Consider the following 26,500-nt stretch of genomic DNA (forward strand, 5'->3'; position numbering starts at 1 on the left):
CTGCGTGATCCCGATGGGCCGCATCGACGACGCGATGTGGCTGGCCGGCCAGCCCGACGTGATATTCACCTGCTTCGGCGACATGATGCGCGTCCCCGGCTCCAACGGCAGCCTGCTGGACGCCAAGGCGCGCGGGGCCGACGTGCGGTTCGTCTACTCGCCGCTGGACGCGCTGAAGATCGCGCTCGACAACCCGGACAAGCATGTGGTGTTCTTCGCCATCGGTTTCGAGACGACCGCGCCGTCGACGGCCGTGACCCTGGTACGGGCGCGCGAACAGGGGCTGACCAATTTCAGCGTGTTCTGCAACCACGTGATGATCGTCCCGCCGATCAAGGCCATCCTGGAATCGCCGGACCTGCGACTGTCGGGGTTCATCGGCCCCGGGCACGTGTCGACGGTGGTGGGCAACCGGCCCTACCGATTCGTTCCCGAGGTGTACCGAAAGCCCTTGGTAGTGGCCGGTTTTGAGCCACTGGACATCCTGGCCGCGGTCGCGATGCTGCTGACCCAGATCCGCGAGGGCCGCTGCGAGGTGGAGAACCAGTACACACGCGTGGTGCCCGAACGCGGCAACCCGGCCGCTTTGGCGTTGATGGGCAAGGTTTTTGCGCTCCGTCCCCACTTCGAATGGCGCGGGCTGGGCTTCATCTCCCAGAGCGCGCTGCGGCTGCACGACGACTTCGCGGAATTCGACGCCGAGTTGCGATTCTCGATGCCGGGCGTGCGGGTCGCCGACCCCAAGGCATGCCAGTGCGGCGAGGTGCTCAAGGGCGTGCTGAAGCCGTGGGAATGCAAGGTGTTCGGGACCGCGTGCACCCCGGAGACCCCGATCGGCACGTGCATGGTGTCCCCCGAGGGGGCCTGCGCGGCCTACTACAACTTCGGCCGGATGCACCGTGACGCCGTCAAGCTGGTGGGGCGCGCTTGACCCGGGACGCCGGCGGTTCGCAAAGCGGCGTGGAGATGTTCGCCCGCTACGCCCACGCGCCCAACGCGCTGGGCTATTGCGGCCCCCCGCTGGGCGCCACCCTGCGCGACGGTTCCGAGGACGAGGTGCGCCGGGCGGCGGCCAGGTTCTCCGGGGCATGGCCGTACCTGCGGGTGCTGTCGGCGCTGACCGGGATCGCCGACCCGCTGGACCACCGGCTCGTCGAGTCGTACTGGCTGGGCGGCGGCGTCGGGGCCGACCTGGACCCGCAGGGCTTCTTTGACGCGTTGCTCGCGATCATCGGCCCGCAGGCGGGCCGCTACTGGTCACACCTGACACGGGGCCTCGCGGGCGAGGCCGCCGCCAATCACAGCTTTCACGTGTTCGGCGTGTACCCGTGGACGCGGTTTCTGGGCCGGGGCATGGACGAGCATCCGCTCAACGTGCTCGACAACTGCCGCATCACCTGGGGGACCGTGCTCAGCCGCGACCACGACCGGATCCAGGTGCGGTGCCGGCAACTGGTGCTCGACGGTGAGGCGCTCGCGCTGTCCGAACCGTCGCCCCGGCCCTTCGACGTCTGGACGGACGGCTACAGCGCCGTGCCCGACGTGGCCCCCGGTGACGAGGTCGCGTTGCACTGGGGGCGGCTGTGCGGCCGGCTCTCCCCGCGGCAGGCCCGTTCCCTCGCCGAGGCGACCGATCGGCAGCTGCGCGTGACAAGCCGGCGACTGGCGCACGTCTAATTTCGTGCCAGACTGGCCCGGTGCCCGGTTCCCTCTGCGACGTGCTGCCCGCCGCCGCCGCGCTGCTCGGCGCGCCGGGCGCCGTCGACAAGCTGGGCCTGTCCGATTGGGCCGGCTCCGAACAGATCGATCGCGTCGCGGTCGTGCTGGTCGACGGCCTGGGCTGGCACCTGCTCGGCGAGCTGGCCGGTAGCGCGCCGCTACTCGCCGCCGTGGCGGCGGGCCAGCTGGGCCGCCTCACGGAGCTGACCTGCACCTTTCCGTCGACCACCCCGACCAGCCTGGTGTCGATGGGCACCGGGGCGCAACCGGGCGAGCATGGGATCCTGGGCTTCACGCTCAACGTCCCCGGCTCGGATCGCGTGATCAACCACATCCTGTGGCGCGACGACCCACCGCACACCGAGTGGCAGCCGTTACCGACCTGGTTCGGGCGGCTCAACCGGGCCGGCATCAGCGCGCGGGCTGTGTTGCCGGCCGCGTTCATGGGTAGCGGGCTGACCGACGCGGCGTACCGGGGCGCCGAATTCCGCCCCATCCAGCCGGGCGACGACAACGCGCAGCGGGTCGTCGACGAGCTGTGTGCGGGACCCGGCCTGGTCTACGGCTACACCGCCGCCCTGGACACCGCCGCGCATGCCTTCGGCGTCGGATCGTCCCAATGGCACGACGCGGCCGTCCAGGTCGACACGCTGCTGACCCGGCTGGTCGACGCGCTCCCCCCGACCGCGGCGCTACTGGTGACCGCCGACCACGGCGGATTCAACGTTCCACCCGGCGCCCGGGTCGACCTCGACACCGACCCACGGCTGGGCGCGGGGATCCGCGTGGTCGCCGGCGAGCCGCGGGTGCGTTACCTGCACACCGAGCCCGGGGCGGCGGCGGACGTGCAGGCGGCCTGGAGCGCAGTACTCGACGGCAGGGCGGACATCTACAGCCGCGAGCAGGCCGTGGCCGCCGGGATGTTCGGTCCGGTCAACCCGGCCCACCTGGCACGAATCGGCGATGTCGTCGCCGTCTGCACCGGCGATGCCGCCGTGCTGGCAACGGGCCACGAGCCGCCGGAATCGGCCCGCCTCATAGGATTTCACGGCGCGGCGACACCCGCCGAGATAGCCATCCCGCTCATCGCCTTCAAATCCCCTGCCGCCGACCGCTAGTCGCTGCCACCGTCGGCCGCCCGCCGAGCGCGGCACCGCGATTGCCCGATGGGCCAGTGGCCAATATCACCCCGGCGCCGCAAGGTCGGGCGATCGTGAAACCCACACCGGACTTTGATCGTTTTCACAGCTCGCACGCCTTGGCCGCCAAGCCTCGTGTTGTAAATTCGGGCCACTGTGGCAGTCGGAGGCGCACCTAGAGACCGGCGATGGCGGTCAGCCATCGCCATCGTTGCGGCGCTTTGCGTGTTCTGCGCCGTGACCTCGGGCTGGGCATCGCGCGGGGCCGCGGTCGCCGGCGTCGGGTCGCCGCACCCGGGTGTGTCCCACGAAGCCGTGCGCCCCGGGGTCGGCCAGGCACTCGGGCGTGCGGGCGACATAAGCCTTGCGGCACAACACTTTTCAACCGGCTCAGCGCCGATGCATCACAGCACCACCAAGAACGCATGGATGACGCGGGATCGGCCGCCGACGTGGGCCCGCTCGTCACCACCGTCGGTGGGGTCGCCGTTACCGGCCTCGTTCGCGGCCGCGGTGTTTCGGCTACCGCGCCCGCCGTCGCGTGCTCCCGCGGCACCACCACTTCACCGGGATCTGTTGACGCAGCTCTGTGTCGCTCGTTGCTGAGCGCTCGACAAGCCGCGGCAGCCGCCGTCGTTGCACTGCCGCCGTTGAAGTAGGCCTGTAACCCCCGTGCCTACGTCCCAACAGAAGAGTCCAATTTCCGGGCTTAGAGCGCCGTCGTTAGGCAGAGATAGCAATGAACTTCACCTCGCTTCCGCCGGAAATCGTTTCCGGCCAACTCCATGACGGCCCCGGCTCGGGGCCGATGACCGAAGCCGCGGCCGCCTGGGCCCGGCTGGCCGTTCGGCTGCACACCGCGGTCGCGGATTACCGGGCGGTGACCGCGAAGCTGGTGGCCGGCTGGGATGGGCCAGCACCCGCGCCGGGAGGCGCGTTCCCCTACGTCGAATGGCTCGACGCCACGGCGATACGGGCCGAGCAGACGGCCACCCAGGCCGCCGCGGCCGCGAGCGCGCACGAGACGGCGCTGGCGGCGACGGTGCCGCCGCCGACGATCGGCGCCAACCGCGTGCTGCGCAGGTCGCTGATCCTGGCGAACCCCCTGGGGCTGGCCGGTCCCGCGATCGCCGACACCGAGGCCGAATACGAACGGATGTGGGCCCAGGACACCGCGGCCATGTACGCCTACGCCGAGGCCGCGGCCGATGCCGCGGCCATCACCCCGTTCACCTTGCCGCCCGGCGGCCCGGCCCAAGGCACGTGGGCGCTGGAGTCGGCGCCGGAGGTCGTCGCCACGGGCCGGCAGCTGATCTCCGCCGCACCCGGCGCGCTGCGGACGCTGTCCTCGTCCCCGCTGGCCACGTTCGACGTCTCCCTCGCGTCGGTGACCTCTCCCCTGTCGAAACTGAGCTCCCTGACGGCGCCGTCGGGGGTCGCGATCGCCCACCTGAATTCGCTCAACAAGGCGGCGGCCCTGCAATGCCTGCTGCCCAATCGGCGTGCGGCGGCCGACGCGACGATCACCGTGGCGGTCGGCCGCGCGACGCCGGTCGGCGGGTTGTCGGTACCACAGGCGTGGGCGGCGGCCACGGCGCCGCTGGCGGTCTGCCGGGGAACGGTCGCTTAGCCGCGCTCAGCTCGCGCGCGTCGCATACGACCGCGCGGCGTCCACGATCGCGGCGAAGAGGCGCATGTCGTCCAGGGACTGTTCCGGATGCCATTGCACCGCAAGGACAAAGCTGTCCCCGGGCAGCTCCAGCGCCTCGACCACACCGTCGGGGTCCCAGGCGCTGACCACGAGACCCTCGCCGACTTGGTCGATCGCCTGGTGGTGATAGCACTGCGCGGTGGTGGACTCCCCCACCAGGGCGGCCAGCCGGCTGCCCGCGACCGTGCGCACCGGCAATTTGGTGAACACCCCGTTGCCCGCCCGGTGCCCGTCGTGTCCGAGCACGTCGGGCAGGTGTTGATGCAGGGTGCCGCCGAGCGCCACGTTGAGCACCTGCGCGCCACGACAGATGCCCAGCACCGGCAAACCCCGGTCCAGCGCGCCGCGCAGCAACGCGAACTCCCAGGCGTCGCGGTCCACGCGCGGCCGATCGGTGCTCGGATGCGGGCGCTGGCCGTACCCGGCGGGGTCCAAGTCGTAGCCCCCGGTGATCACGAGCGCGTGCAGGCCGTCCAAGACCGAGCCGACGGTCTGCGGTTCCGCCGGTTGGGGTGGCAGCAACACCGCGGCCCCGCCGGCCATGACGACGCCCTGGAAGTAATCAGCCGGCAGGTAGCCCGCGGGCATCTCCCAGATGCCGGTCCGGACCCGCTCCAGGTATGAGGTCAGGCCCACCACCGGGCGCCCACGGGCGTTCACAACCGAGCGTCCTTTCCCCGATTTCATGTCGAGCGACCGCTCAGCGCGGGCGCTCCGGGCTCCGTTCGACACGGTACCGCCCCGCACCGACCGGCGCCGCCCGCGCGCGGAGGACCGGGCAAAGCGCTTGTGCGAGTGGATCTTCGGCGTGAAGAGGTGGCTACCAGGTACTGGTGCGCAACACGATCTCGGCGGCCAACTGTGCCGTCGACTCCTGCACCGTGCGCCGCCCCAGGTGCACCACACGGTATTCCGCGTAGACGTACTGCTGGCTGGCGCGGGCCACCGCGCGCGCGGCCGGGGAGCTGACCAGCACGGTGGTGCCGATCTCCACCGGCGGGCAGTGGTCGTCGCGAACCACGCCGTCGCGGTCGGCGGCCCGCGGGTGCCCACGGTCGATAACGACCAGTCCGACGAACCGGCCCAGCTTCGTCGCCGCCAATTCCCAGGCCAGGTCGCCGCCGGCGCGGTCGCCCACCACGACGGCCCAGCCGATTCCCAGCGCGTCGAGGATGCCGATCACCGATTTGGGGGTCAGGCGCGGGTCGAGGCCGATGACGACGGTCCGAAGCGATGCCGTGTGCAGACGCTCGCAGACCGCGTCATACGCGGCGGGAACTCGTTCCTCGTCCCCCAGGATGGCCACCACGACGCCCTGCTCGGGACCAGCCACCGCTACCGGGACGGGGAACCCGTCGAGCGTGGTCATCATGGAGGGCATTCACGCACGCTACAGCGGATCGGCCTGCGCGCGCGAGGATTTGTCGAATTCCGTGCGCGCCCAACGGGTTTTGCGTCGCCGTAAATTCGATTGCCGTGTGCGCACATGCGCGTGAATGCCCTACGGCCGCAACCGAGTTGCGATATGCGGTCGTCGTGGCGGCACATCGTCGAGCAGGCCCAGAACCGCGTCGATGTCAAGATGGGCGGCGAGCAAATCGGCGATTGTGTCCAGCTGAGCGTCGCGTCGCGCGGAGACGTCGGTGTGGGCGACGACGAACCCGCCACGGCCCGCCGCGGCCGCGACGCGGGTAAGCCACGCGCGTCGGAAGTCGTCGTTGTCGAGCAGCCCGTGCCAGTGGGTGCCGAAGACCGCGCCCCGCGCGAGGCCGTGTGGTTCGCAGTCGCGCCCGCCCTCCGCGCCGAACCAGCTCTCCTCGGCGCAACGCGAGACGCGGCCGTGGTGGATTTCGTAGCCGGCGAGCGGCGGCGGCCAGCGACGCAGAACCTTGGGCTCGCCGAAGACGATGTCCGCGTTCAACAAGCCCAGACCGGCGACCTCGCCCGCCCCCGATTCCACGGTGTCGTCGATGCGCCGGCACAGCATTTGGAAGCCCCCGCAGATGCCCAGCACCGGCTTGCCGGTCGCGGCGTGCGCGGTGACCGCGTCGGCCAGCCCGAGCTCGCGCAGCCAGGCCAAATCGGCGACGGTGGATTTGCTCCCGGGCAGCACGATCAGGTCGGTGTCGGCCAGGTCGGCGGGATCGGTAGTCCAGCGCACCATGACTCCCGGTTCGCAGGCCAGCGCCTCGACGTCGGTGGAGTTGGAGATCCGGGGCAGCCGGACCGCGGCCACCCGCAGCCACTCGCGCCCGCGCGGCGGCGCGGGGCTGCCGACGACGCGGTGCGCGACCACCGATAAGGAGTCCTCGGCGTCCAGCCAGAGCTCGTCGGTGTACGGCAACACCCCGTAGGTCGGGCGCCCGGTCATCGCCCGCAGCTGGCGCAGCCCGGGTTCCAGCAGAGCGGGGTCACCGCGGAACTTGTTGACCACGAAGCCCGCGATCAGCGCCTGGTCGTCGGGATCGAGCACGGCGACCGTCCCGAAGAGGTGGGCCAGCAGCCCGCCGCGGTCGATGTCACCGACCAGGATCACCGGCAGGTCCGCCGCCCTGGCCAGGCCCATGTTGGCCAGATCCGTGGCGCGCAAATTGATTTCGGCCGGCGAGCCGGCGCCTTCGCAGATGACGGCGTCGAACTCGGCACGCAGGGCGGACAATTCGTCTGCGACGATCCCCGCGAGGCGGTCGCGATGCTTCACATAGCTTGCCGCCGTGACCGAATCGGCGACCTGGCCCCGGATCACCAGCTGCGACGTCCGATCGCTGCCCGGTTTGAGCAGGATGGGATTGAACCGCACGCTGGGCTCCAGCCCCGCCGCCCGCGCCTGCAGCGCCTGCGCCCGGCCGATCTCGCCACCTTCGACGGTGACCACGGAGTTGTTGGACATGTTCTGCGCCTTGAACGGCGCCACCCGAACGCCGCGGCGTGCCAGCAACCGGCACAGGCCCGCCGCCACCACCGATTTCCCGGCGTCGGAGCTGGTGCCGGCGACCAGCAGCCCCCCGTTCAAGGGTTCACGGCTTCCTCAAACGGAGGTGAGGATTTCGACGCCGGTGTCGGTCACCAGGAGGGTGTGCTCGAACTGCGCGGTCCACTTGCGGTCCTTGGTGACCACGGTCCAGCCGTCGTCCCAGATCTCGTAGTCCAGGCTTCCGAGGTTGATCATCGGTTCGATGGTGAACGTCATGCCAGGCTGCATGATCGTCGCCACCGACGGCTGGTCGTAGTGCAGCACCACCAGGCCGTTGTGAAACGTGGTGCCGATGCCGTGGCCGGTGAAGTCGCGAACCACGTTGTAGCCGAACCGATTCGCGTAGGCCTCGATGACGCGGCCGACGACCGAGAGCGCCCGTCCCGGCTTGACGGCATTGATCGCGCGCATCGTCGCCTCCCGGGTGCGCTCCACGAGCAGCCGGTGCTCCTCGGACACGTCGCCGGCGAGGAACGTCGCGTTGGTGTCGCCGTGCACCCCGTCGATGTAGGCCGTGACGTCGATGTTGACGATGTCCCCGTCGGCGATCACCGTCGAGTCGGGGATGCCGTGGCAGATGACCTCGTTGAGCGACGTGCAGCACGACTTCGGGAAGCCCTTGTAGCCCAGGGTCGATGGATAGGCGCCGTGGTCGATCATGTACTCGTGGGCGATCCGGTCCAGTTCGTCGGTCGTCACCCCTGGCGCCACGGCCTTGCCCGCCTCCTGCAGCGCGCCGGCCGCGATCCTGCCGGCGACGCGCATCTTCTCGATCACCTCCGGCGTCTGCACCCACGGCTCGCTGCCCTCGCGCACGCTGGATTTCCAGGCGTACTCCGGGCGCGGGATGCGGACGGGCACCGGCAGAGTCGGGGACAACTCTCCCGGGGAAAGCGCGGTGCGAGCAGGCATGGGGCCAGCTTAGCGACGCTCACTCCGCGGCGCCGTCGGTGCGGGTGCGTCGGCGCCGTTGCGTGTGCATCCTCGGCGTCGAGGCGCGCACCGAGGGCGGCGACACGCCAACCTCCCGGGCCGAGTCATGCGCGACGCAAACCGTCCAGCCGGCCGCGGATCAGCGAACGCCGCGGTCCCCGGATGGTCACCGAGCCGCACACCACCCGCCCGGTCAGGATCACATGCGGCCTTCCCTCGCCGGGGGCGTCCCTGCGGCGGTCGCGGGCGCTGCCCACATAGACCTGGACGTCGTCGATCGACGCGCTCGCCCCGTCGGGCAGCCGGATGTCCACCGAGCCGCCCCTCATGTCGAGTTCGATCACCACCACCGGGCCCGCGAACCGCGCCTTGGTGAGGTCGAGTTCGATCGAGCCCAGCCGGCGGACGAGGGCCAGGCGGGTGGGCACCGTCCACTCGCCGTGGCGTTTCAGCGAGCCGGCCCAGCCGCGCAGCTCCACCCGGTCGGCGGCGGAGGTGACGATGGCGCCCGGCCCGGGCAGGTCGCCGACCAGCCCGTCCAGCTCGCCCCGGGTCCGGGCATACGACACCTGGGACGAGCGCTGCTCGAACTCGTCGATGTCGATCAGCCCGAGCGCGACGGCGTTGTGCAGTCGCCGCATGGTGCCGTTGCGGTCGGCGTCGGAGACCCGCAATGCCACCATGTCGCCGCCGGGATCCGTCATGTTCGCAATTTACCGCTCCCGGGACCCTCGCGAGCGTGCGTGTTTGTACGACGACACGCCGCTGCGGGCGGCATTCTGCGCACCCTCGCCCAGCAGGGGCTACCGGGCTGGGCGCTAGGCCAGGAAGTCGGGCGGCAGCGACTCGAACATCACCTTCGTCATCCGGACCGCGTATTCCGAGCTGCCGCCCCCGACGATCAGCGACGCGAACGCCAGGTCGCCGCGGTACCCGGCGAACCAGGAGTGCGATCCGCCCGGGAATTCGGCCTCACCGGTCTTCCCGTAGACGGCCCCGCAGCCGGCGATCTCCTTCGCGGTGCCATTGGTCACCACCAGCCGCATCATCGGCCGCAGGGCGTCCACCATCTTCGGGCTGATCGGGGTGGTGTCGCCCTGCACCGCGGTCGGTCGGCCCGCGATGAGCTGCGGCGTCGGCGTCTTGCCTGCCGCGACGGTGGCCGCCACGAGGGCCATGCCGAACGGGCTGGCCAGCACCTTGCCCTGGCCGAAACCGTCTTCGGTGCGCTCGGCGAGGTCGACCGTCGGGGGCACCGACCCGGTCACCGTAGTGATGCCGTCCACCTGATAGTCCAGCCCGATGCCGTACCGGCTGGCCGCCTGCGTCAGGCCCCGGGGCGGCATCTTGCTGCTGAGCTCGGCGAAGGTGGTGTTGCAGGAACTGGCGAACGCCCGCGACATCGGCACCACGCCGAGGTCGAATCCGCCGTAGTTGGGGATGGTGCGGTGCCCGATGTCGAGGTGGCCCGGGCAGCCCAGCATGGTGTTGGGGGTGGCCATGTCGCGGTCGACGGCGGCGCCAGCGGTGACCATCTTGAACGTCGAACCCGGCGGGAACAGGCCGGTGGTGGCCACCAGGCCGTCGGCGTCGGCCCCGCCGTTCTGCGCGATCGCCAGGATCTCCCCGGTCGACGGCTTGATCACGACCATCATCGCCTTGCCGCCGCGGGTGTCCACCGCGCGCTGCGCGGCGTTCTGCACCACCCGGTCCAGCGTGATCGAGATCGACGGCGCCGGCGAACCCGCCACCTCGTGCAGCACCTCGACTTCGACGCCGTTCTGGTTGACGCTGACCACCCGCCAGCCCGCCTCGCCGTCGAGCTGGTCGACCACGGCCTTCTTCACCTCGGCCATGACCGCCGGGGCGAAATGCGGGTCGGTGGGCAGGATCTCGGGCTGAGGCGTGACGACGACGCCGGGCAGCCGGCCGATGGCCGGGAAGACCTTGTCGTTGTCGTCGGGGTGCAACGTCACCAGGTCCACCGGCTGAGTCGCCGAGCTGGCCTGCTCGGCGAGCAACTGCGGGTCGGCCAGCGTGCCGTTGAACGGGCGCAGGACGTCCACGATCGCGTGCGCCGTGCCGATCAGGGCGGCTCCGGATCCGGCCTGGGTGGCGTCCAGCGTGTAGTGGTACAGGTAGCCGGGCACCAGCACGTCGGTGCCGCCGAGCTCGTTGACCGAGGCGCGCCGCGGCGCGTCGGCGCGCAAGGCGAACGTCTGGTGCTCGCCAAGTTTGGGGTGCAGGCCGGTGGTGGTCCACCGGACCTCCCAGCGGCCTTCGTCGCGCGCCATCTTCAGCTGGCCGTCATAGGTCCAGGTCCGGTTCTTGGGCAGGTGCCAGGTGAAGCGGTAGCCGACCGTGCCGGTGTCCTCGGCGTACTTGGCGTTGAGGATCTGCGTGTCGAGGTGGCTCGCCTGCAGCCCCGCCCACGCGGCGTTGAGCGCTTCGCGGGCCTCGTTGGGGTTGTCGCTGAGTTGGGCGGCCGTGGCGGTGTCGCCGATCGCCAGGGCGGCGAAGAACTTTTCGGCCGCCGGGCCGGGGCCGTCGGGTCGCGGGGTGCACCCGGACGTCGCGATGGCCGCGAGGAGCAACCCGGCCGCCACGATTACCAGTGGGGTTTTTGTGACCATTGGTACAGATGTTATGAAGCTCGGCTGCGGCACCGGGGTCGACACACCGAGATCGGACCGTGATGTAACGCGGGCGTTCCGCCGAGTGCGCGGCGAGCCGCGAATTCGGTGCCGGGTGTGCGGCTGGCCGCACCCTCGCGCGGCGACCGCCCAGCGCCCGGGACCCCGGGCGTTCGGCGGCAAGCGGGTCAGTCCAGCAGCACCGTCGCGAAGGTGCCCACCTCGGCGAAGCCGACCCGGGCGTACGCGGCGCGAGCCACCGTGTTGAAGCTGTTGACGTAGAGGCTGGCGGTGCGCCCGCTGCCGACGATCACCGCGGCCACCGTCGCGGTCCCTGCGGTGCCGAGGCCAAGGCCCCGCCACTCGGGGTGCACCCATACGCCCTGGATCTGCCCGACGCCCGGCGACTGCGAGCCCACCTCGGCCTTGAAGACGACCTGGCCCTGTTCGAAGCGGGCCCACGCGCGGCCCGCCGCGATGAGGCTGGCCACCCGGCGCCGGTATCCCCGGCCGCCGTCGCCGATGCGGGGGTCGACGCCCACCTCGCCGATGAACATGTCCACCGCGGCCACCAGGTAGGCGTCCAGCTCGTCCGGCCGGACCTGCCGCACCCCGGTGTCGATGTCGCAGTTGGGGTGGCGGGACAGCGCCAGCAACGGCTGGTGATCGCGCACGTCCCGGGCCGGGCCCCACGCCGACTCGAGCCGTTCCCACATCCGCATCACCAGATCGGCCCGGCCGACCAGGGAGGAACAACGGCGGGCTCCGCTCATCGCCTCGTCGGCGAAGGCGTCCATGTCCGCCGGAGTGCCCCGCAGCGGAATCAGGTTGGCGCCGGCGAAGCACAGCGACTCGTCCGCGCCGCGCAGGGTCCACAGTTCCCCGCCGATGGAGTTGGGGTCGATGCCGTGATCCGCCACCCGGGCCGCGACCATGCACGACCCGACCGGATCCTCGTCGAACACCCGCCAGACGGCGGCGGCGTCACGCACCACCGACACCCGTCGCTCGCCGACAAGGCGGAAGAGGGGCGGAGCCGACATCTGGCGAACTCTCTGTGCTGCGAACTAAAGGACCGGGAAATCGGACCCCATCAGCTTACGGTCACGATCGGCGAACCGCTTGATGTTGTGTCAGGACCGTGATCGGTTCCCATCTCCGATGCCAGCCGCATGGCCTCCTCGATGAGCGTCTCGACGATCTGCGCTTCGGGCACGGTCTTGATCACCTCGCCGCGAACGAAGATCTGTCCCTTGCCATTTCCCGACGCGACGCCCAGGTCGGCCTCGCGCGCCTCGCCGGGGCCGTTCACCACGCAGCCCATCACGGCGACCCGCAGCGGGACGTCGAGGCCGTCCAGCCCGGCGGTGACCGCGTTGGCCAGGGTGTAGACGTCGACCTGGGCGCGCCCGCAGGACGGGCAGGACACGATCTCCAGACCGCGCGGCCGCAGGTTCAGCGACTCGAGGATCTGGATGCCGACCTTGACCTCTTCGACCGGCGGCGCGGAGAGCGACACGCGAATGGTGTCGCCGATCCCCCGCGACAGCAGCGCACCGAAGGCGACCGCGGACTTGATGGTGCCCTGGAACGCCGGACCGGCCTCGGTCACGCCCAGGTGCAGCGGGTAGTCGCACTGCGCGGCCAGCTGCTCGTAGGCGGCGACCATCACGACCGGGTCGTTGTGCTTGACGCTGATCTTGATGTCACCGAAGCCGTGCTCCTCGAACAGCGAGGCCTCCCACAGCGCGGATTCGACCAGCGCCTCGGGGGTGGCCTTGCCGTACTTCTCCATGAACCGCTTGTCCAGCGAGCCGGCGTTGACGCCGATGCGGATCGGGATGCCGGCCGCGGCCGCCGCCTTGGCGACCTCGCCGACCCGGCCGTCGAATTCCTTGATGTTGCCGGGGTTAACCCGCACCGCGGCGCAGCCGGCGTCGATGGCGGCGAAGATGTACTTCGGCTGGAAGTGGATGTCGGCGATCACCGGGATCTGGCTGTGCCGCGCGATCTCGGCGAGCGCGTCGGCGTCCTCCTGACGCGGGCAGGCCACCCGCACGATGTCGCAGCCGGCGGCGGTCAGCTCGGCGATCTGCTGCAGCGTCGTGTTGACGTCGTGGGTCTTGGTGGTGCACATGGACTGCACCGAAATCGGATGGTCGCTGCCGACGCCGACATCGCGCACCATGAGTTGGCGCGTCTTGCGGCGGGGGGCGAGCGTGGGCGCCGGAGCGTCCGGCATGCCCAGGCCAACGGACACTTGTTTCCTTCTCTCGTTACTGGAAGAGCCTGATCGGGTTGACCAGATCAGCGGTCACGGTCAGCAACATGTACCCGACCACGAACACCAGCACCACGTAGGTGGCGGGCATCAGCTTGAGGTAGTTCACCGGTGCGGCCGCGACCATGCCGCGCGCCGATCGGACGAGGTTGCGGATCTTTTCGAACGTCGCGATGGCGATGTGGCCGCCGTCGAACGGCAGCAACGGCACCAGGTTGATTGCGCCCAGGATGAGGTTCAGCTGGGCCAGGAAGAACCAGAACGCCACCCAGAGCCCATGGTCGACGGTGTCGCCGCCGATGATGCTGGCGCCGACCACGCTCATCGGGGTCTGCGGGTCGCGCTGTCCACCGCCGATGGCGTGCACCAGGGCGCCCACCTTGGTGGGGATGGTGACGAGCGCCTTGCCCACCTCGCCGGTCAGGTCCCAGGTGAACGCGAACGTCGCCGGCACGGCGGAGAACACCCCGTAGTGCGTGGGTGCGAGCTTGACGGCGGCGACGCCGATGGCGCCGACCGTCGACGGCGCCGCCTGACCGCCCTGCCCGGTGGGCCCGTTCGTCAAGAAGCGCTGGGTGGGCGTGACGTCGACGTAGGTGGTGATCGTGTTGCCGCCACGCTCGACGACGACCGGGACGGTGCCGTGCATCTTGCGGATCGCGGCGGCCATGTCCTCGAAGGTGGACACCTGGGTGTCGCCGACCTTGACCACGACGTCGCCCGCGCGGATCCCGGCCAGCGCGGCCGGACCGGGGCCGGTGCAGTCCGCGATCTTGCCGGGGGCCACTTCCGGTGCGACACAAGCGGTTTCGCCGACGACCGCCCTGGTCGGCGGATGCAGGTTCGGCAAGCCCCAGATCAGGGCGATGCCGTAGATCAGCACCAGGCAGATGACGAAGTTCATGCCCGGCCCGGCGAACAGCACCGCGACGCGCTTCCACGTGTCCTGCTTGAACATCGCGCGGTCGGTTTCGTCGGGCGCCAGCTCCTCGACCGAGGTCATCCCGGCGATGTCGCAGAAGCCGCCCAGCGGCACGGCCTTGAGGCCGTACTCGGTCTCGCCGCGCCGCGTCGACCACAGCGTGGGGCCGAACCCGACGAAATAGCGGCGCACCTTCATGCCGGTGGCGCGGGCGACCCACATGTGGCCGCACTCGTGCAGGGCCACCGAGATCAGGATGGCGAGGGCGAACAGCACAATGCCGATAACGAACATCATCTTCGCTGCAGGACCTTTCTCACACCATTCCGGAGGCGTTGACGGACGCCTCGGTGGGCCGTGCGTGTGCGACGGCGCGTTGCGCCCGCTCCCGCGCCCAGCGCTGCGCGTCTAGTACCTCATCCACGTTAGCGGGTGAAACCGCCCATTGGTCCGCGGCGTGCAGCACGTCCGCGATGGTTTTGACGATGGCGGGGAACCCGATGCGGCCTTGCAGGAACGCCTCGGCGGCTTCCTCGTTGGCCGCGTTGTACACGGCGGTCATGCAGCCGCCCGTCTGGCCGGCGTACCGGGCCAGCTCGACGGCGGGGAAAACTTCGCTGTCCAACGGCTCGAATTCCCAGCTAGAGGCGGTGCGGAAGTCGCAGGCGGCCGCCGCCCCCGGAACCCGGGCCGGCCAGCCCAGGGCCAGCGAGATGGGCAGCTTCATGTCCGGGGGGCTGGCCTGGGCGATGGTCGACCCGTCCACGAAGGTGACCATCGAATGAACAATCGATTGGGGGTGCACGACGACCTCGATGCGGTCGTAGGCGATGCCGAACAGCAGGTGCGTTTCGATGAGTTCGAGGCCTTTGTTGACCAGCGACGCCGAGTTCAGGGTGTTCATCGGGCCCATCGACCACGTCGGGTGCGCTCCGGCCTGCTCCGGGGTGACGCCCTCGAGCTGGGCGGCGGTCCAGCCGCGGAACGGCCCGCCGGAGGCCGTCAGCACCAGCTTCGCGACCTCCTCGGGGGCGCCGCCGCGCAGGCACTGCGCCAGCGCGGAGTGTTCGGAGTCGACGGGCACGATCTGACCCGGACGCGCCGCCTCGAGGACCAGCGGCCCACCTGCCACCAGGGATTCCTTGTTGGCCAGCGCCAGCCGGGCGCCCGATTCCAGCGCCGCCAGCGTCGGCCGCAGGCCCAGCGCGCCCACCAGCGCGTTGAGCACGACGTCGGCCTCGGTGTCCTGGATCAGGCGGGTCACCGCCTCAGGGCCGCGGTAGGGAACGTCGGCGATCTGCGCCGCGCGTTCGTCGGCGACGGCGACGTTGGTGACGCCGGTTTCGGCGCGCTGCCGCTGCAGAATGTCCAGATTCGCGCCGCCCGCGGCCAGGCCGACCACCTCGAAGCGGTCCGGATTGGCCGCCATCACCTCCAGCGCCTGGGTGCCGATCGAGCCGGTGCTGCCCAGCACCAGCACGCGCAGGCGGCCCTCGGGCGTCGCGATTGTCACCCACTCATTGTGCCTGCTCGGTCCAGCGACGGGTGTGCCAGAATCTCCCTACCAGCCGATCACGAAAGGGACTCACCGTGGCCAGTACCGAGGTGGAACAGTTCACCGGCGTCGACACCGTTGAGGTGCCTTCGGCGGCGTGGGGCTGGAGCCGGATCAATCACCGCACCTGGCACATCACCGGCCTGGTCATCTTCGGGTTCCTGCTGGCGATGCTGCGCGGCAACCACGTGGGCCACGTCGAGAACTGGTTCCTGATCGGCTTCGCCGCGTTGGTGCTCGTCGTCCTCGTCCGCGACCTGTGGGGCCGCCGGCGCGGCTGGATCAGGTAGTCGCCGCCCTAACGTTTCGCCCGGCGATACCGGGCGCCGCCGACCACGAGGGCCGTCAGCGCGAGCGCGGCCACCGCCCACGGCCAAACCCCGTGTTGATGCACCCAGCCGGCCAACGCCCCCTGAACGCGCCCGGCGGCCGTGATAACCGCATCCCGCGGGTCCGCGTTGGCGCCCAACAGGCGCACCTCGTAAGCGCCGTAGTAGCAGACGTACACACCGACCAGCACCAGCAGCGCGCCGCTGATTCGGTCGACGATCGGCAGGATGCGCCGCAGGTGGTCGACCATCGCCGAGCTCGCGGTGGCCGCGGCCACCGCGAGGACGCCGACGACCAGCGTCAGGCCGCCGATGTAGGCGAGGTAGATCGCTACGGCCGTGACGATCGATCCGCCCCGCAGGCCCGCCGCGGTGACCGCCAGAAACGGTCCGACGGTGCAGGAGAGCGAGGCGATCGCGTAGCTGACGCCGTAGGAGTACATGGAGCCGAGCCGAACCGTGGGCGCCCACCGCGGGCCCACCGGCCGCGGGGTGAGCGCCGACAGCCCCCGGCCGGACAGCAGCCAACCGCCAAGCGCTACGAGAATCACGCCGACGATCACCGTGGCGTACGGCACGTACCGCTGCACGGCGCTCGCGGCCGACACCGTCAGCACGCCGAACGAGCCGAACACCGTCAGGAAGCCGAGCGCCATGCCCGCGGTGGCCGCCAGCGCCCGTCCGGCCGCGGCCAACCCCTTCCGCTGGCCCCGCACCACCAGCAGGAGGTACGCGGGCAGCATGGCAAACCCACACGGGTTCAGGGCCGCCACCAGCCCGGCGGCGAAGGCCAGGCCGACGAGACCCTGATCCATCAGGACCTCAGCGCGGCAACCCGGTCAGACAACTCCTGCTGTGGCATCGCCGAAGTCGGGTTGTTCACGAACGTCGAGCTGCCGTCCGCGCGGTAGAACCCGTAGGCGGGCTGCCAAGGGACGTTGTAGCGCGCCCAGATCGCGCCATCGGTGTCGTTGAGGTTGGTGAAGTTCAGGTTGTACTTGGCGACGAAGTTCTGCATCGCCGCGACGTCCGAGTGGGCCGCGACGCCTACGAAGGTGACGCCGGGGTTGGCGGCCGCGACCTGGCTCACGCCCGGGGCCTCGGCGTTGCAGAACGGGCACCACGGCGTCCAGAACCACAGCACCGCGGGCCTGCCCTGCAGGCTGGCGCCGTTGAACGGCGCACCGCTCAGGGTCGTCCCGGTGAATTGCAGGCGGTCGTCGGCGGCCGCCGAGCGCGGTGCGTCGGTGAGTCCGAATATCAGAGCGGAGGCGAAAAGGGCCGCGGCCAACAGCCTGAGCGGAGTCAAGAACCGAACAATCATGGCATCACCTCGTTTGCTGGTGTTATGCCTGATAGACGTGCGGGGCGCCGCCCGGGTTCACCCTTCGGCGGCCAGCTGTCCGCAGGCCCCGGCCAAACCGCCCGCGCTCCAGCTACCCGCCTTCGGCGGCCAGCTGTCCGCAGGCGGCGCTGATCTCGCGGCCGCGGGTGTCCCGCACCGTGCACGACACCCCGTGCGCCCGGACCCGGCGGACGAACTCCCGCTCCGCCGCCTTGGGGCTGGCGTCCCACTCGCTGCCGGGGGTCGGGTTGAGCGGGATCAGGTTCACATGCACCAGCGGGCCGAGCACCCGATGCAGGCGTTTGCCCAGCAGGTCGGCGCGCCACGGCTGGTCGTTGACGTCGCGGATCAGCGCATACTCCACCGACACCCGGCGGCCGGTGACGTCGGCGTAATAGCGGGCGGCGTCGAGCGCCTCGGCTATCTTCCACCGGTTGTTGACCGGCACCAGCGTGTCGCGTAATTCGTCGTCGGGCGCGTGCAACGACAGCGCCAGCGTCACCCCGAGCCGCTCGTCGGCGAGTTTGCGGATGGCCGGGGCCAGGCCGACGGTGGATACCGTGACCGAGCGGGCCGAGATGCCGAAGCCGTGCGGCGGCGCTTCGGTGATGCGACGCACCGCGGCCACCACCCGCGCGTAGTTGGCCAGCGGCTCCCCCATGCCCATGAACACGACGTTGGAGAGCCGGTCGCCGAAATCGTCCCGCAGGGCCACCGCGGCGGAGCGGACCTGCTCCAGGATCTCCGCGGTGGACAGGTTGCGGGTCAGCCCCCCCTGCCCCGTCGCGCAGAACGGGCAGGCCATGCCGCAGCCGGCCTGTGAGGAGATGCACACGGTGTTGCGCTGCGGGTAGCGCATCAGCACCGACTCGAACGTGGTCCCGTCGGTGCCGCGCCACAACGTCTTTCGGGTCTGCCCGGCATCGCAGGTGACCTCGGCGGCCGAGGTGAGCAGGTGCGGGAACATCGCATCGGCGATCCGGTTCCGCACGGCCGCGGGCAGGTCGGTCATCTCGCGCGGGTCGGCGATCAGGCGGCCGTAGTACTGATGCGCGAGCTGCTTGGCGCGGAACGCCGGCAGTCCGAGTTCGGCCACGGCGGAGGCGCGCCCGTCCGCGTCGAGGTCGGCCAGGTGCCGCGGCGGCTTGCTGGGGCGGGGTTCGGTGAAGACCAGTTGTTGGACCATGTCCAGTCCAGTATCGGCCCTTCTCAGGGCACGAGTGTCAGCACCGTCCACGCGGCGACCGCCGACGGGAGCACGCCGTCCAGCCGGTCCATCAGGCCGCCGTGGCCGGGCAGTAGTCGGCCCATGTCCTTGATGCCCAGGTCGCGCTTGATCTGCGACTCGACCAGATCGCCAAGCGTGCAGGTCAGCACCAGGATCACGCCCAGCACCGCCCCGATCCACAGCGGCTTGCGCGCCAGGAAGGTCGCGGTCAGGATCGCCGCGGTGATTCCGAAGACGAGCGAACCGGCGAAACCCTCCCACGATTTCTTCGGGCTGATCGCGGGCACCATCGGGTGCTTGCCGAACAGGACCCCGACGGCGTAGCCGCCCACGTCGGAGGCGACGACGGTGACCATCAGGCAGAACACGCGGCCGGCGCCGTCCTTGGGGTAGACGAGCATGGCGCCGAAGGAGGCGAACAGCGGCACCCACGCGGCCAGGAACACCGTCGCGGAGGCGTCGCGCAGGTAGTTGGCCGACGGGGACCCGGCGAAGGGCTCAGGTCGCTTGCTGTTGTCCTGCATGAACAGGCGCCAGACGTTGCACACCACCACCGTGCCGCCGAAGCCGGCCAGGGCGCCGGCGGCGTGGAACGGCCACGTCAGCCAGACGGTGGCCTGACCGCCGATCAGCAACGGGATCAGCGGGATGACGTATCCGGCCTCGCGCAGCCGTCGCACCACCTCATGGGTGGCGACGGGGATGGCGATCGCGACGATCGCCACCCAGAAGCGGGGGGCGAAGACCAGCGTCACGATGAGCACGCCACCGATCCCGGCGCCGACCGCGATGGCCGCGCGCAGGTCGCGTCCCGCGCGCGAGGTCGTCTTGGCCGGCTGCGCGGTCTTCTTGCCCTCACGCGCCGGCTCGTCGGGCGTGCTGGCTGCGCCGGTGGTTGCCACGGACCCGGGTGAACTTAGCTGCTGAGCGGCCGCTAGACCTCCAGCAGCTCGCCTTCTTTGTGCTTGACCAGGTCTTCGATCTGGGTGATGTACTGGTGCGTCGTCTTGTCCAGGTCCTTCTCGGCGCGACCGACCTCGTCCTCGCCGGCCTCGCCGTCCTTGCGGATGCGGTGCAACTCCTCCATCGCCTTGCGGCGGATGTTGCGCACCGACACCTTGGCGTCCTCGCCCTTGCCCTTGGCCTGCTTGACCAGCTCGCGGCGACGCTCCTCGGTGAGCTGGGGCACCGCCACCCGGATCAGGGTGCCGTCGTTGGTGGGATTGACGCCCAGATCGGAGTTGCGGATCGCGGTCTCGATCGCGCCCAGCTGACCGGCTTCGTAGGGCTTGATCACGACCAGCCGGGCCTCCGGGACGTTGATGCTGGCCAGCTGCGTGATGGGGGTGGTGGCGCCGTAGTAATCGATGGCGATCCGGGAGAACATGCCCGGATTGGCGCGGCCGGTTCGAATGGTTGACAAGTCGTCACGGGCGACCGCTACGGCCTTCTCCATTTTCTCTTCCGCGTCGAAGAGAGCCTCGTCAATCATTGCGCCGCTCCTTTCCCCCGCAAGCGGGAGGTGCCCCCACATCACTGCGTTCTGCATCGTCGCCAGGGCGAATCATCGTTCGCGCTTCCCCTCAGGTGGTGACCAGTGTCCCGATTTTCTCACCGGCGACCGCGCGGGCGATATTCCCATTGGTCAGCAGGTTGAACACCAGGATCGGCATGCCATTGTCCATGCACAGGCTGAACGCGGTGGCATCGGCCACCCGCAGCCCCCGGTCGATGACCTCGCGGTGACTGATCGCGGCGATCAGCTCGGCTTCGGGGTTCACCCGCGGGTCCTCGGTGAACACCCCGTCGACCGCCTTGGCCATCAGGACGACGTCCGCGCGGATCTCCAGCGCGCGCTGCGCGGCCGTGGTGTCGGTGGAGAAGTACGGCAGCCCCATGCCGGCCCCGAAGATCACCACACGACCCTTCTCCAGGTGGCGGACGGCGCGCAGCGGCAGGTAGGGCTCGGCGACCTGCCCCATGGTGATCGCGGTTTGGACACGGGTGACGATGCCCTCCTTTTCCAGGAAGTCCTGCAGCGCGAGGCTGTTCATGACCGTGCCGAGCATGCCCATGTAGTCCGAGCGCGTGCGTTCCATGCCGCGCTGCTGCAGTTGCGCGCCCCGGAAGAAGTTGCCGCCGCCGATGACGACGGCGACCTGGACACCGTCGCGCACCACCTCGGCTATCTGGCGGGCCACCCGCGCCACGACGTCGGGGTCGAGGCCGACCTGGCCGCCGCCGAACATTTCGCCGCCGAGTTTGAGCAGGACTCGGGAATATTTGGGCCGGGGTCGCGGCTGCCCGGCAGCTGATCCATTCTCCGTCGCCGTGGGCTCCCCGGACTCCGTCATCAGGCTCCTCGCATGAGAGTGCCATCCCGGGGTGACGTCTCCGGAACGGCATTTCACATCCTGCCTCATCGCAGCACAACGCGGCGTCGGCGGGGTGCATTATGCGCAGAGTTGGCGATTGCGACGGCTTTTCGCGGCTGTCGGCCCAGGTGAGGCCGCCCGATCCGGCGGTTTCACCACCGCCGGGCCGCGAATGTTTGAGCGGTACCCGGCAGGGGGAATCCGCACCATCGCGGTGGGGATTTCACGGTCTTGAGAAGCAAGGGCCAGCCTCATCGCATGACCGGGCCGGTCGCCTTGGCGATCGGCAGTGAGCGCGGAACGCTCAGGTACGCCTACGAGGAGGAACTGATCCATGGCGGACAACAACTCGGGACCTGCTGAAGCCGTCAAGGGCGTCGTTGAGGACGTCAAGGGCAAGGCTAAGGAGGCCGTTGGCGCGGTGACGGGTCAAGACGACCTCACCCGCGAGGGCCAGGCCCAGCAGGACAAGGCTGAAGCCCAGCGCGACGCGGCGAAGAAGGAAGCCGAGGCCGAGGCGGCCCGCGGCGGCGCCGAGGCCGCTGAGCAGCGCCAGAAGGCCAATCAGTAGCTTGCTGGGAGGATGGGTCCGGTCTGTGAAAACGGACCGGGCCCATCGGCTTTTTCGGGATGGGACGGGCGGATCCGGTTAGCCAGGCCGGTGTGGTCGCCGGCTAATTCAACACACTTTGCATAATTTCGCGGCGAGCGGGTAATCACCGCTGCGCTTGCAGACATCTCCCTGAGGTGCCTACGGGCCGGGGAACCCACACGAAGTTTGGGGGAGATGTCCTTGGACGTACTAGTGCTGACCGACGCGGATGACTTCGATCGCGCTCTGCCGCCGCTGAATTCGTTTGCGCGAATCATGCGGCGAGCGCCCCTCACCGGTGACGGCCACAGCCCTCGCCATTCCGGCGACGTCGCCATTGTCGATGCTCGTGGCGACCTTGCGGCGGCCCAGACCGCCTGCCGCCGCCTGACGACGGACACTCCCGCCACCGCGGTGGTGGCAGTGGTGTCGCGAGCAGACGAGGTGACGGTCGACGGCGAGTGGAACGTTGACGACGTCATGCCACCCGGTACTGACGCCGGTGAACTACAGGAACGGCTGGGACGGGCGATCGCTCACCGGCGCAGCGCAATCAACGGCAGCCTGAAGTTCGGTGCCCTGCTATTGCACCCGACCAGCCTCGCCGGGTCGCTGGAAGGCAAGGACCTGGGTTTGACGCTGACCGAGTTCAAATTGCTGAGTTTCCTTGTGCAGCATGCCGGTCGGCCGTTTACCCGCACGCGGCTGATGCACGAGGCGTGGGGCTACGACTGCAACGGCCGAGTCCGTTCGGTCGATGTCCATATCCGGCGCCTGCGCGCCAAGCTTGGGTCCCGACATCAATCGATGGTCGACACGGTCCGCGGCGTGGGGTACATGGCGACGACTCCCCCGCACCCGGAATGGATCATCAGCGACGAGCCGACGCCGCTGACGGGGGCCACGCCGGCGCACTGAAAATCCCTGCGCCCGAAGCGGTTCGCGTCAGCCGAAGAGCGGAAACGCGCGCTTGCGCGCGAGCGCGTCCATCCCTTCCTGGATGGCGTCCTGGACCTCGCCGTACTTGCGCTCGACATAGGCGTCGTCTTCGGCACGCTCGGGGTCGTGGTCGAGTTCCACGGCCGGCATGAACCGGGTCCTGATCTTGGCCGGCAGCGGCAGCTGCGGCAGCGCCGCCGGCGCGATCCCCCACGGCAGTGAGATCGCCAGCGGGAACACCTTGAGGCGCAGCAGGCGGTCCAGCTGTAACGCCTTGGACAGCTTGTCGCCGCGGATCAGCACCGGCATAGCGTCGGCGCCGCCGACGGTGGCGATCGGCACGATCGGCACACCGGCCCGAATCGCCATCTTCACGAATCCTTTTCGGCCCGCGAGGTTGGCTTGGTCGCGCTCGGTCCAGGGGCGCAGCGAATCCACTTCCCCGCCGGGCCACAGCGCGACGTCACGCCCCTCGGCCAGGGCGGTCGCGATCGCGTCGGGGGCCGCCGGCAGCACACCCATCGAACGGAAGTACCGGCCGATCACCGGTATCGCCATCAACGCGTCATGTGCCGTGCCGTGCAGTGGACGATCCTGCCCGAAACGCCGCCACCACTGCAGACCCACGGTCCAGGCGTCCCAGACGAAGGGAGCGCCGGAGTGGATGCCCACCAGTAGCGCCGGCGGCGCCGGGATATTTTCCCAACCGTCGATTTCCATTCGAAACCAATAGTCCACCAGCACGTTCCACAGATATTTCTGCCGCTGCAGAGTGGTCTCGTCCTGGCCGCTGAGATCCCACCTACCGGCGCGCTCGGCGACCCAGCCGCTGACTCCGCCGTCCTGGCCGCTGCGCCGCTCCTCCATCGTCGCCCGCGCCTCTTCGGCGTTCAGCTTCGCCTGTTCGCGTACTTCGGCTGGCCTGTGATCCGGGTTACTCATGGGTGCGGTGTACCCGATTCGCGCGCGCACGATTCAACTCCCGCCCCCAAATGCGGAACTCCCCGCGTCGCACGCGACGCGGGGAGATTTCCGCAAGCCGGATCAGGTGTGGGACGGGGCCGGCGGAGCACCCGGTGCCGGGCTGGCATTCGGGGCGGCGCCAGGCGCCGAGCCACCCTGCACATTCGACGTCCACATCAAGATGTCCTGCATCCCGTCGTTGTAGACGACGCCGTTCGGCGGCGCGCCCGTCACGTCGAAGTACAGCGTTCCGGTCGACTCGTTACCCTGCGCGATCGGCGCGGGGTTAAGGCCGTTGGGGGCCCCGACCTTGTCGATCACCCGGTAGTTCTGGCCGTTCGGGCCGCGGGCGATGAAGTCGTTGACCATCGGGGTCACGAGCCCACCGTCCGACCGGGCGGTAACGTCGGCCTGGTAGAGCGTTCCCTTGGGCGTGTAGCCCGGAATCGCGACGTTGCTCGGCTGCAGGTTGCTCACCGTGTAGTTGGTGATCAGCGGCCCGTCGACGAGTTGCTCGCTGGTGCCGAAGCCTTGGATGTTGGGCGGCGCGGCGGCAGCCGTCGACGCGGCGAAAACGCTCGCCACCGCTATACCCCCGGCCGCGGCGGCTGTCTTGATGGCCCTCTTGGTGACCTTCATTGCTCATTCCTTTCGTGTTGAACAATCGCCCCCCGTAAGGGCAATACACACACGAATCGCAAATAGCCATTCGCCTTCCTGCCTAAACATGTGAATCCGCCGAATGGCGGAATTAACGCAGGTTAGCTGGTGAAAAGCGGTTCGTTTGTTGGACAGCACCTTTCGCATCAGCTTTTAACATCCGTATCGATATTCACGCCGGGTCACTGGCGCAACGCGAGCGATTAGCCCCCGCCCCGGCGGGTAGTCGGAGCGGGACTGAACCGACGGGGACGAAAGGGGCCGTCGATGGAACGCGGAAGCTCCAAGCACAGCCCGCGCGAGGACGACGAACTCAAGCACGAATTGGACGGCACGCTGCGCGGAAACCGGCCCAGTCGCGCCGAGGAGTGGCGTGATGCCGAGCCCCCGGCCGACGACGACCCCGACGTTCCCACGGCGGGCCCGGTGACGCGCGAGCCGTAAAACCCGCGAGCCGTTTGCTCGCAACAATTCTCGAACACGAATAGAGGAAACAGATGGGCTTTGCGCCTCAACAACAATCACCTCCTGGCGTCCAGGCCGAGATGAACCCGGTTCCCGACTGCGGCGAAAACAGTTACCGGGGCTCGGGAAAGCTCACGGGTAAAAAGGCGATCATCACCGGGGGCGACAGCGGCATCGGCCGCGCGGTCGCGATCGCCTTCGCCCGGGAGGGCGCCGACGTGCTGATCTCCTACCTCAATGAGGACGACGACGCTCGCGACGTCGCCCGCCACGTGGAGGGTGCCGGGCGAAAATGCGTGCTGGTTTCCGGCGACCTGTCCGACGCCGCGCATTGCCGCGCCGTCGTGGATCGAGCCGTCGAAGAGTTCGGCGGCGTCGACATTCTGGTCAACAACGCCGCATACCAGATGATGCACAAAAGCCTCGACGAAATCAGCGACGAGGAATGGGATTACACGTTCCGGCTCAACGTCGGCGCGTACTTCCATCTCGCCAAGGCGGCCGTGCCGCACATGAAGGCCGGCGCCTCGATCATCGGTAGTTCATCGGTCAACTCCGACACGCCCAACCCCACCCTGGCACCCTACGCGGCAACCAAGGCCGCCATCGCGAACTTCTCGGCCAGCCTCGCTCAGCTGCTGGGCGAGAAGGGGATTCGGGTCAACAGCGTGGCTCCCGGCCCGATTTGGACACCGCTGATTCCGTCGACCATGCCGCCGGACAGCGTCGAATCGTTCGGTGAGAACACGCCGCTGGGCCGCGCGGGACAACCCGCGGAGCTCGCCCCCATCTATGTGCTGTTGGCCTCCGACGACGCGAGTTACATCTCCGGCGCGCGGGTGGCCGTTACCGGAGGCCGACCAATTCTCTAGCGCAGCAAGCTCTTAGGAGCGGTCAGGAGCCGCGGTTTTCACCCAGCTCGTCGACGATCGGGCTCTGGACACCGATGTCCTTCGCGCCTTCGGCGAGCCCGGGCTTGGTGTGGGTGCGACGCGCCGCGGCCTTGTCTCCGTCCTGGGTGTCGCGATCGTCGGCGATGGTGACGGACGCGGCGACCTGGGTGGCGTTGTTGTAGGTCTCGGGCGGAATGCCCCGCAGCGCGCGAATCGTGTTGTCGTCGCAGCCATTGCGGCCGGCGGCGGCAAGCAGATCCTGCTTGTTCGCCGGAAAGTCCACATCGCTCAGGCATTGACGCAGCTGACTTTGGGTGGTGGACGCAACCATGGCTGTCGGAATGCCCGCAAGCCGGGGACCTAAACGGGGCCGAGGGGTGCGGTCTCGGTCACATCGGCGCGGCCGCGGTCCTCAGCGGCCGCGGACCCGGCGATTGTGCTTCTTGATCGCGTCGACCAGCTCCGCTTTGCTCATCGTGGACCTTCCCGGGACGTCGAGTCGGCGCGCCAGCTCCAGCAGATGCTTCTTGCTTGCGTTCGCGTCCACCCCCTCGGCGGACTCACCGGAGGCTCGCGGACCACCGCTCTCGGCGCGCTCGTCCGACGGACCCTTCTTTTCTTTGGGCTCCCAATGGTCGCCGACCTTTTCGAAACTGTGCTTGAGGGCGGAATAGGCCACCCGGTGGGCGCGCTCTTCGCTACCGTATTCGTCGGCGGCCGCGTCATGCGTCTTGGCGAACGTGCGTTGCGCTTTGGCGTTCGAGCGCCGCAAAGTGGTGATTGCCGCCCGGTCATCGGGGTAACCGACCAGCGGCGACACGTCACGCGCACCCGAGGAGGATTC

At 69.4% G+C, this 26,500-nt stretch carries 29 protein-coding genes; 9 read left to right on the forward strand and 20 right to left on the reverse strand.

Annotated features, from left to right (window positions below; all coding sequences use genetic code 11):
* The 4 genes from hypD to A5704_RS25970 all read left to right on the forward strand — a co-directional run.
* Positions 1-931: hydrogenase formation protein HypD (hypD, locus tag A5704_RS25955; RefSeq protein WP_067891792.1), on the forward strand; the 931-nt coding region annotated here is incomplete at its 5' end.
* A complete protein-coding gene (locus tag A5704_RS25960) occupies positions 928-1,677 on the forward strand; it encodes a DUF6390 family protein (protein WP_255396422.1) in 750 nt (249 codons plus the stop codon). The genes hypD and A5704_RS25960, both read left to right, overlap by 4 nt.
* Before the next feature lie 20 nt (positions 1,678-1,697).
* A complete protein-coding gene (locus A5704_RS25965) occupies positions 1,698-2,837 on the forward strand; it encodes an alkaline phosphatase family protein (protein WP_067784584.1) in 1,140 nt (379 codons plus the stop codon).
* A 760-nt stretch (positions 2,838-3,597) separates the two neighbouring features.
* Positions 3,598-4,488: a PPE family protein gene (locus A5704_RS25970; protein ID WP_067891795.1), complete on the forward strand. Its 891-nt coding sequence runs from the start codon at positions 3,598-3,600 to the stop codon at positions 4,486-4,488.
* Between the two features lie 6 nt (positions 4,489-4,494).
* On the opposite strand, the gene A5704_RS25975 is transcribed toward A5704_RS25970, so the two are convergent.
* From A5704_RS25975 to dxr, 10 genes are all read right to left on the reverse strand, one after another.
* Positions 4,495-5,256 carry a gamma-glutamyl-gamma-aminobutyrate hydrolase family protein gene (locus A5704_RS25975; protein ID WP_067784591.1) on the reverse strand — a complete coding sequence of 254 codons (762 nt, stop codon included), beginning with the start codon at positions 5,254-5,256 and terminating at the stop codon, positions 4,495-4,497.
* Between the two features lie 133 nt (positions 5,257-5,389).
* Complete coding sequence (locus tag A5704_RS25980) at positions 5,390-5,950, reverse strand: alpha/beta hydrolase (protein ID WP_197499190.1); 561 nt, start codon at positions 5,948-5,950, stop codon at positions 5,390-5,392.
* A 120-nt stretch (positions 5,951-6,070) separates the two neighbouring features.
* Positions 6,071-7,582 (reverse strand): cobyric acid synthase, encoded by a 1,512-nt coding sequence (locus A5704_RS25985; protein ID WP_067891796.1) that lies wholly within the window; start codon positions 7,580-7,582, stop codon positions 6,071-6,073.
* 15 nt (positions 7,583-7,597) lie between these two features.
* Positions 7,598-8,455, reverse strand: a complete 858-nt coding sequence (gene map, locus A5704_RS25990; RefSeq protein ID WP_067748696.1) for a type I methionyl aminopeptidase — start codon at positions 8,453-8,455, stop codon at positions 7,598-7,600.
* A 125-nt stretch (positions 8,456-8,580) separates the two neighbouring features.
* A complete protein-coding gene (locus A5704_RS25995; RefSeq protein WP_067748699.1) occupies positions 8,581-9,180 on the reverse strand; it encodes a DUF1707 domain-containing protein in 600 nt (199 codons plus the stop codon).
* Between the two features lie 114 nt (positions 9,181-9,294).
* Entirely contained in the window at positions 9,295-11,109 is a 1,815-nt protein-coding gene (locus A5704_RS26000; protein WP_067784599.1) for a penicillin-binding transpeptidase domain-containing protein, read from the reverse strand.
* A 188-nt stretch (positions 11,110-11,297) separates the two neighbouring features.
* Entirely contained in the window at positions 11,298-12,152 is an 855-nt protein-coding gene (locus A5704_RS26005) for a GNAT family N-acetyltransferase (RefSeq protein ID WP_067784603.1), read from the reverse strand.
* A gap of 50 nt (positions 12,153-12,202) precedes the next feature.
* Complete coding sequence (gene ispG / locus A5704_RS26010) at positions 12,203-13,369, reverse strand: flavodoxin-dependent (E)-4-hydroxy-3-methylbut-2-enyl-diphosphate synthase (protein ID WP_067748711.1); 1,167 nt, start codon at positions 13,367-13,369, stop codon at positions 12,203-12,205.
* Between the two features lie 16 nt (positions 13,370-13,385).
* The gene (locus tag A5704_RS26015) at positions 13,386-14,609 is read right to left on the reverse strand and encodes an RIP metalloprotease (protein ID WP_067748714.1); all 1,224 of its coding nucleotides are present in this window, start codon (positions 14,607-14,609) and stop codon (positions 13,386-13,388) included.
* Between the two features lie 19 nt (positions 14,610-14,628).
* A complete protein-coding gene (dxr, locus tag A5704_RS26020; protein WP_067891797.1) occupies positions 14,629-15,825 on the reverse strand; it encodes a 1-deoxy-D-xylulose-5-phosphate reductoisomerase in 1,197 nt (398 codons plus the stop codon).
* A 77-nt stretch (positions 15,826-15,902) separates the two neighbouring features.
* Between dxr and A5704_RS26025 the strand changes: the two genes are divergently transcribed.
* Positions 15,903-16,157 carry a DUF2631 domain-containing protein gene (locus A5704_RS26025; RefSeq protein WP_067748720.1) on the forward strand — a complete coding sequence of 85 codons (255 nt, stop codon included), beginning with the start codon at positions 15,903-15,905 and terminating at the stop codon, positions 16,155-16,157.
* Positions 16,158-16,165: 8 nt separating this feature from the next.
* On the opposite strand, the gene A5704_RS26030 is transcribed toward A5704_RS26025, so the two are convergent.
* From A5704_RS26030 to pyrH, 6 genes are all read right to left on the reverse strand, one after another.
* Positions 16,166-17,011: a cytochrome c biogenesis CcdA family protein gene (locus tag A5704_RS26030; RefSeq protein WP_067891798.1), complete on the reverse strand. Its 846-nt coding sequence runs from the start codon at positions 17,009-17,011 to the stop codon at positions 16,166-16,168.
* Positions 17,011-17,520 carry a protein disulfide oxidoreductase gene (locus tag A5704_RS26035; RefSeq protein ID WP_067891799.1) on the reverse strand — a complete coding sequence of 170 codons (510 nt, stop codon included), beginning with the start codon at positions 17,518-17,520 and terminating at the stop codon, positions 17,011-17,013. The genes A5704_RS26030 and A5704_RS26035 overlap by 1 nt, the downstream gene beginning before the upstream one ends.
* Positions 17,521-17,632: 112 nt before the next feature.
* Positions 17,633-18,727: a 23S rRNA (adenine(2503)-C(2))-methyltransferase RlmN gene (gene rlmN, locus A5704_RS26040; protein ID WP_067748729.1), complete on the reverse strand. Its 1,095-nt coding sequence runs from the start codon at positions 18,725-18,727 to the stop codon at positions 17,633-17,635.
* A gap of 23 nt (positions 18,728-18,750) precedes the next feature.
* Complete coding sequence (locus A5704_RS26045) at positions 18,751-19,671, reverse strand: phosphatidate cytidylyltransferase (RefSeq protein ID WP_067748732.1); 921 nt, start codon at positions 19,669-19,671, stop codon at positions 18,751-18,753.
* A 32-nt stretch (positions 19,672-19,703) separates the two neighbouring features.
* A complete protein-coding gene (gene frr / locus A5704_RS26050; RefSeq protein ID WP_067784615.1) occupies positions 19,704-20,261 on the reverse strand; it encodes a ribosome recycling factor in 558 nt (185 codons plus the stop codon).
* A gap of 91 nt (positions 20,262-20,352) precedes the next feature.
* The gene (pyrH, locus tag A5704_RS26055) at positions 20,353-21,123 is read right to left on the reverse strand and encodes a UMP kinase (protein ID WP_067748738.1); all 771 of its coding nucleotides are present in this window, start codon (positions 21,121-21,123) and stop codon (positions 20,353-20,355) included.
* 355 nt (positions 21,124-21,478) lie between these two features.
* Between pyrH and A5704_RS26060 the strand changes: the two genes are divergently transcribed.
* Both A5704_RS26060 and A5704_RS26065 read left to right on the forward strand, forming a co-directional pair.
* Positions 21,479-21,715, forward strand: a complete 237-nt coding sequence (locus A5704_RS26060; RefSeq protein ID WP_067212426.1) for a CsbD family protein — start codon at positions 21,479-21,481, stop codon at positions 21,713-21,715.
* A gap of 216 nt (positions 21,716-21,931) precedes the next feature.
* Entirely contained in the window at positions 21,932-22,654 is a 723-nt protein-coding gene (locus tag A5704_RS26065; protein ID WP_067891800.1) for a response regulator transcription factor, read from the forward strand.
* 27 nt (positions 22,655-22,681) lie between these two features.
* Here the strand turns inward: A5704_RS26065 and A5704_RS26070 are convergent, their stop codons facing one another.
* On the reverse strand, positions 22,682-23,617 hold the full coding sequence (locus A5704_RS26070) for a lysophospholipid acyltransferase family protein (protein WP_067891802.1): 936 nt from the start codon (positions 23,615-23,617) through the stop codon (positions 22,682-22,684).
* Between the two features lie 102 nt (positions 23,618-23,719).
* Positions 23,720-24,277: an MPT63 family protein gene (locus tag A5704_RS26075; protein WP_067891805.1), complete on the reverse strand. Its 558-nt coding sequence runs from the start codon at positions 24,275-24,277 to the stop codon at positions 23,720-23,722.
* A gap of 288 nt (positions 24,278-24,565) precedes the next feature.
* Here A5704_RS26075 and A5704_RS28980 point away from each other — a divergent pair, with 288 nt between their 5' ends.
* On the forward strand, positions 24,566-24,742 hold the full coding sequence (locus A5704_RS28980; RefSeq protein WP_197499191.1) for a hypothetical protein: 177 nt from the start codon (positions 24,566-24,568) through the stop codon (positions 24,740-24,742).
* 53 nt (positions 24,743-24,795) lie between these two features.
* Positions 24,796-25,635 carry a glucose 1-dehydrogenase gene (locus A5704_RS26080; protein WP_067891810.1) on the forward strand — a complete coding sequence of 280 codons (840 nt, stop codon included), beginning with the start codon at positions 24,796-24,798 and terminating at the stop codon, positions 25,633-25,635.
* A 22-nt stretch (positions 25,636-25,657) separates the two neighbouring features.
* Here the strand turns inward: A5704_RS26080 and A5704_RS26085 are convergent, their stop codons facing one another.
* Positions 25,658-25,987 carry a DUF2795 domain-containing protein gene (locus A5704_RS26085; RefSeq protein WP_067748753.1) on the reverse strand — a complete coding sequence of 110 codons (330 nt, stop codon included), beginning with the start codon at positions 25,985-25,987 and terminating at the stop codon, positions 25,658-25,660.
* A gap of 81 nt (positions 25,988-26,068) precedes the next feature.
* Entirely contained in the window at positions 26,069-26,476 is a 408-nt protein-coding gene (locus tag A5704_RS26090; RefSeq protein WP_067891813.1) for a ChaB family protein, read from the reverse strand.
* Positions 26,477-26,500 lie beyond the last annotated feature (24 nt).

The organism is Mycobacterium sp. E735 (assembly GCF_001666955.1).
Lineage (GTDB): Bacteria > Actinomycetota > Actinomycetes > Mycobacteriales > Mycobacteriaceae > Mycobacterium.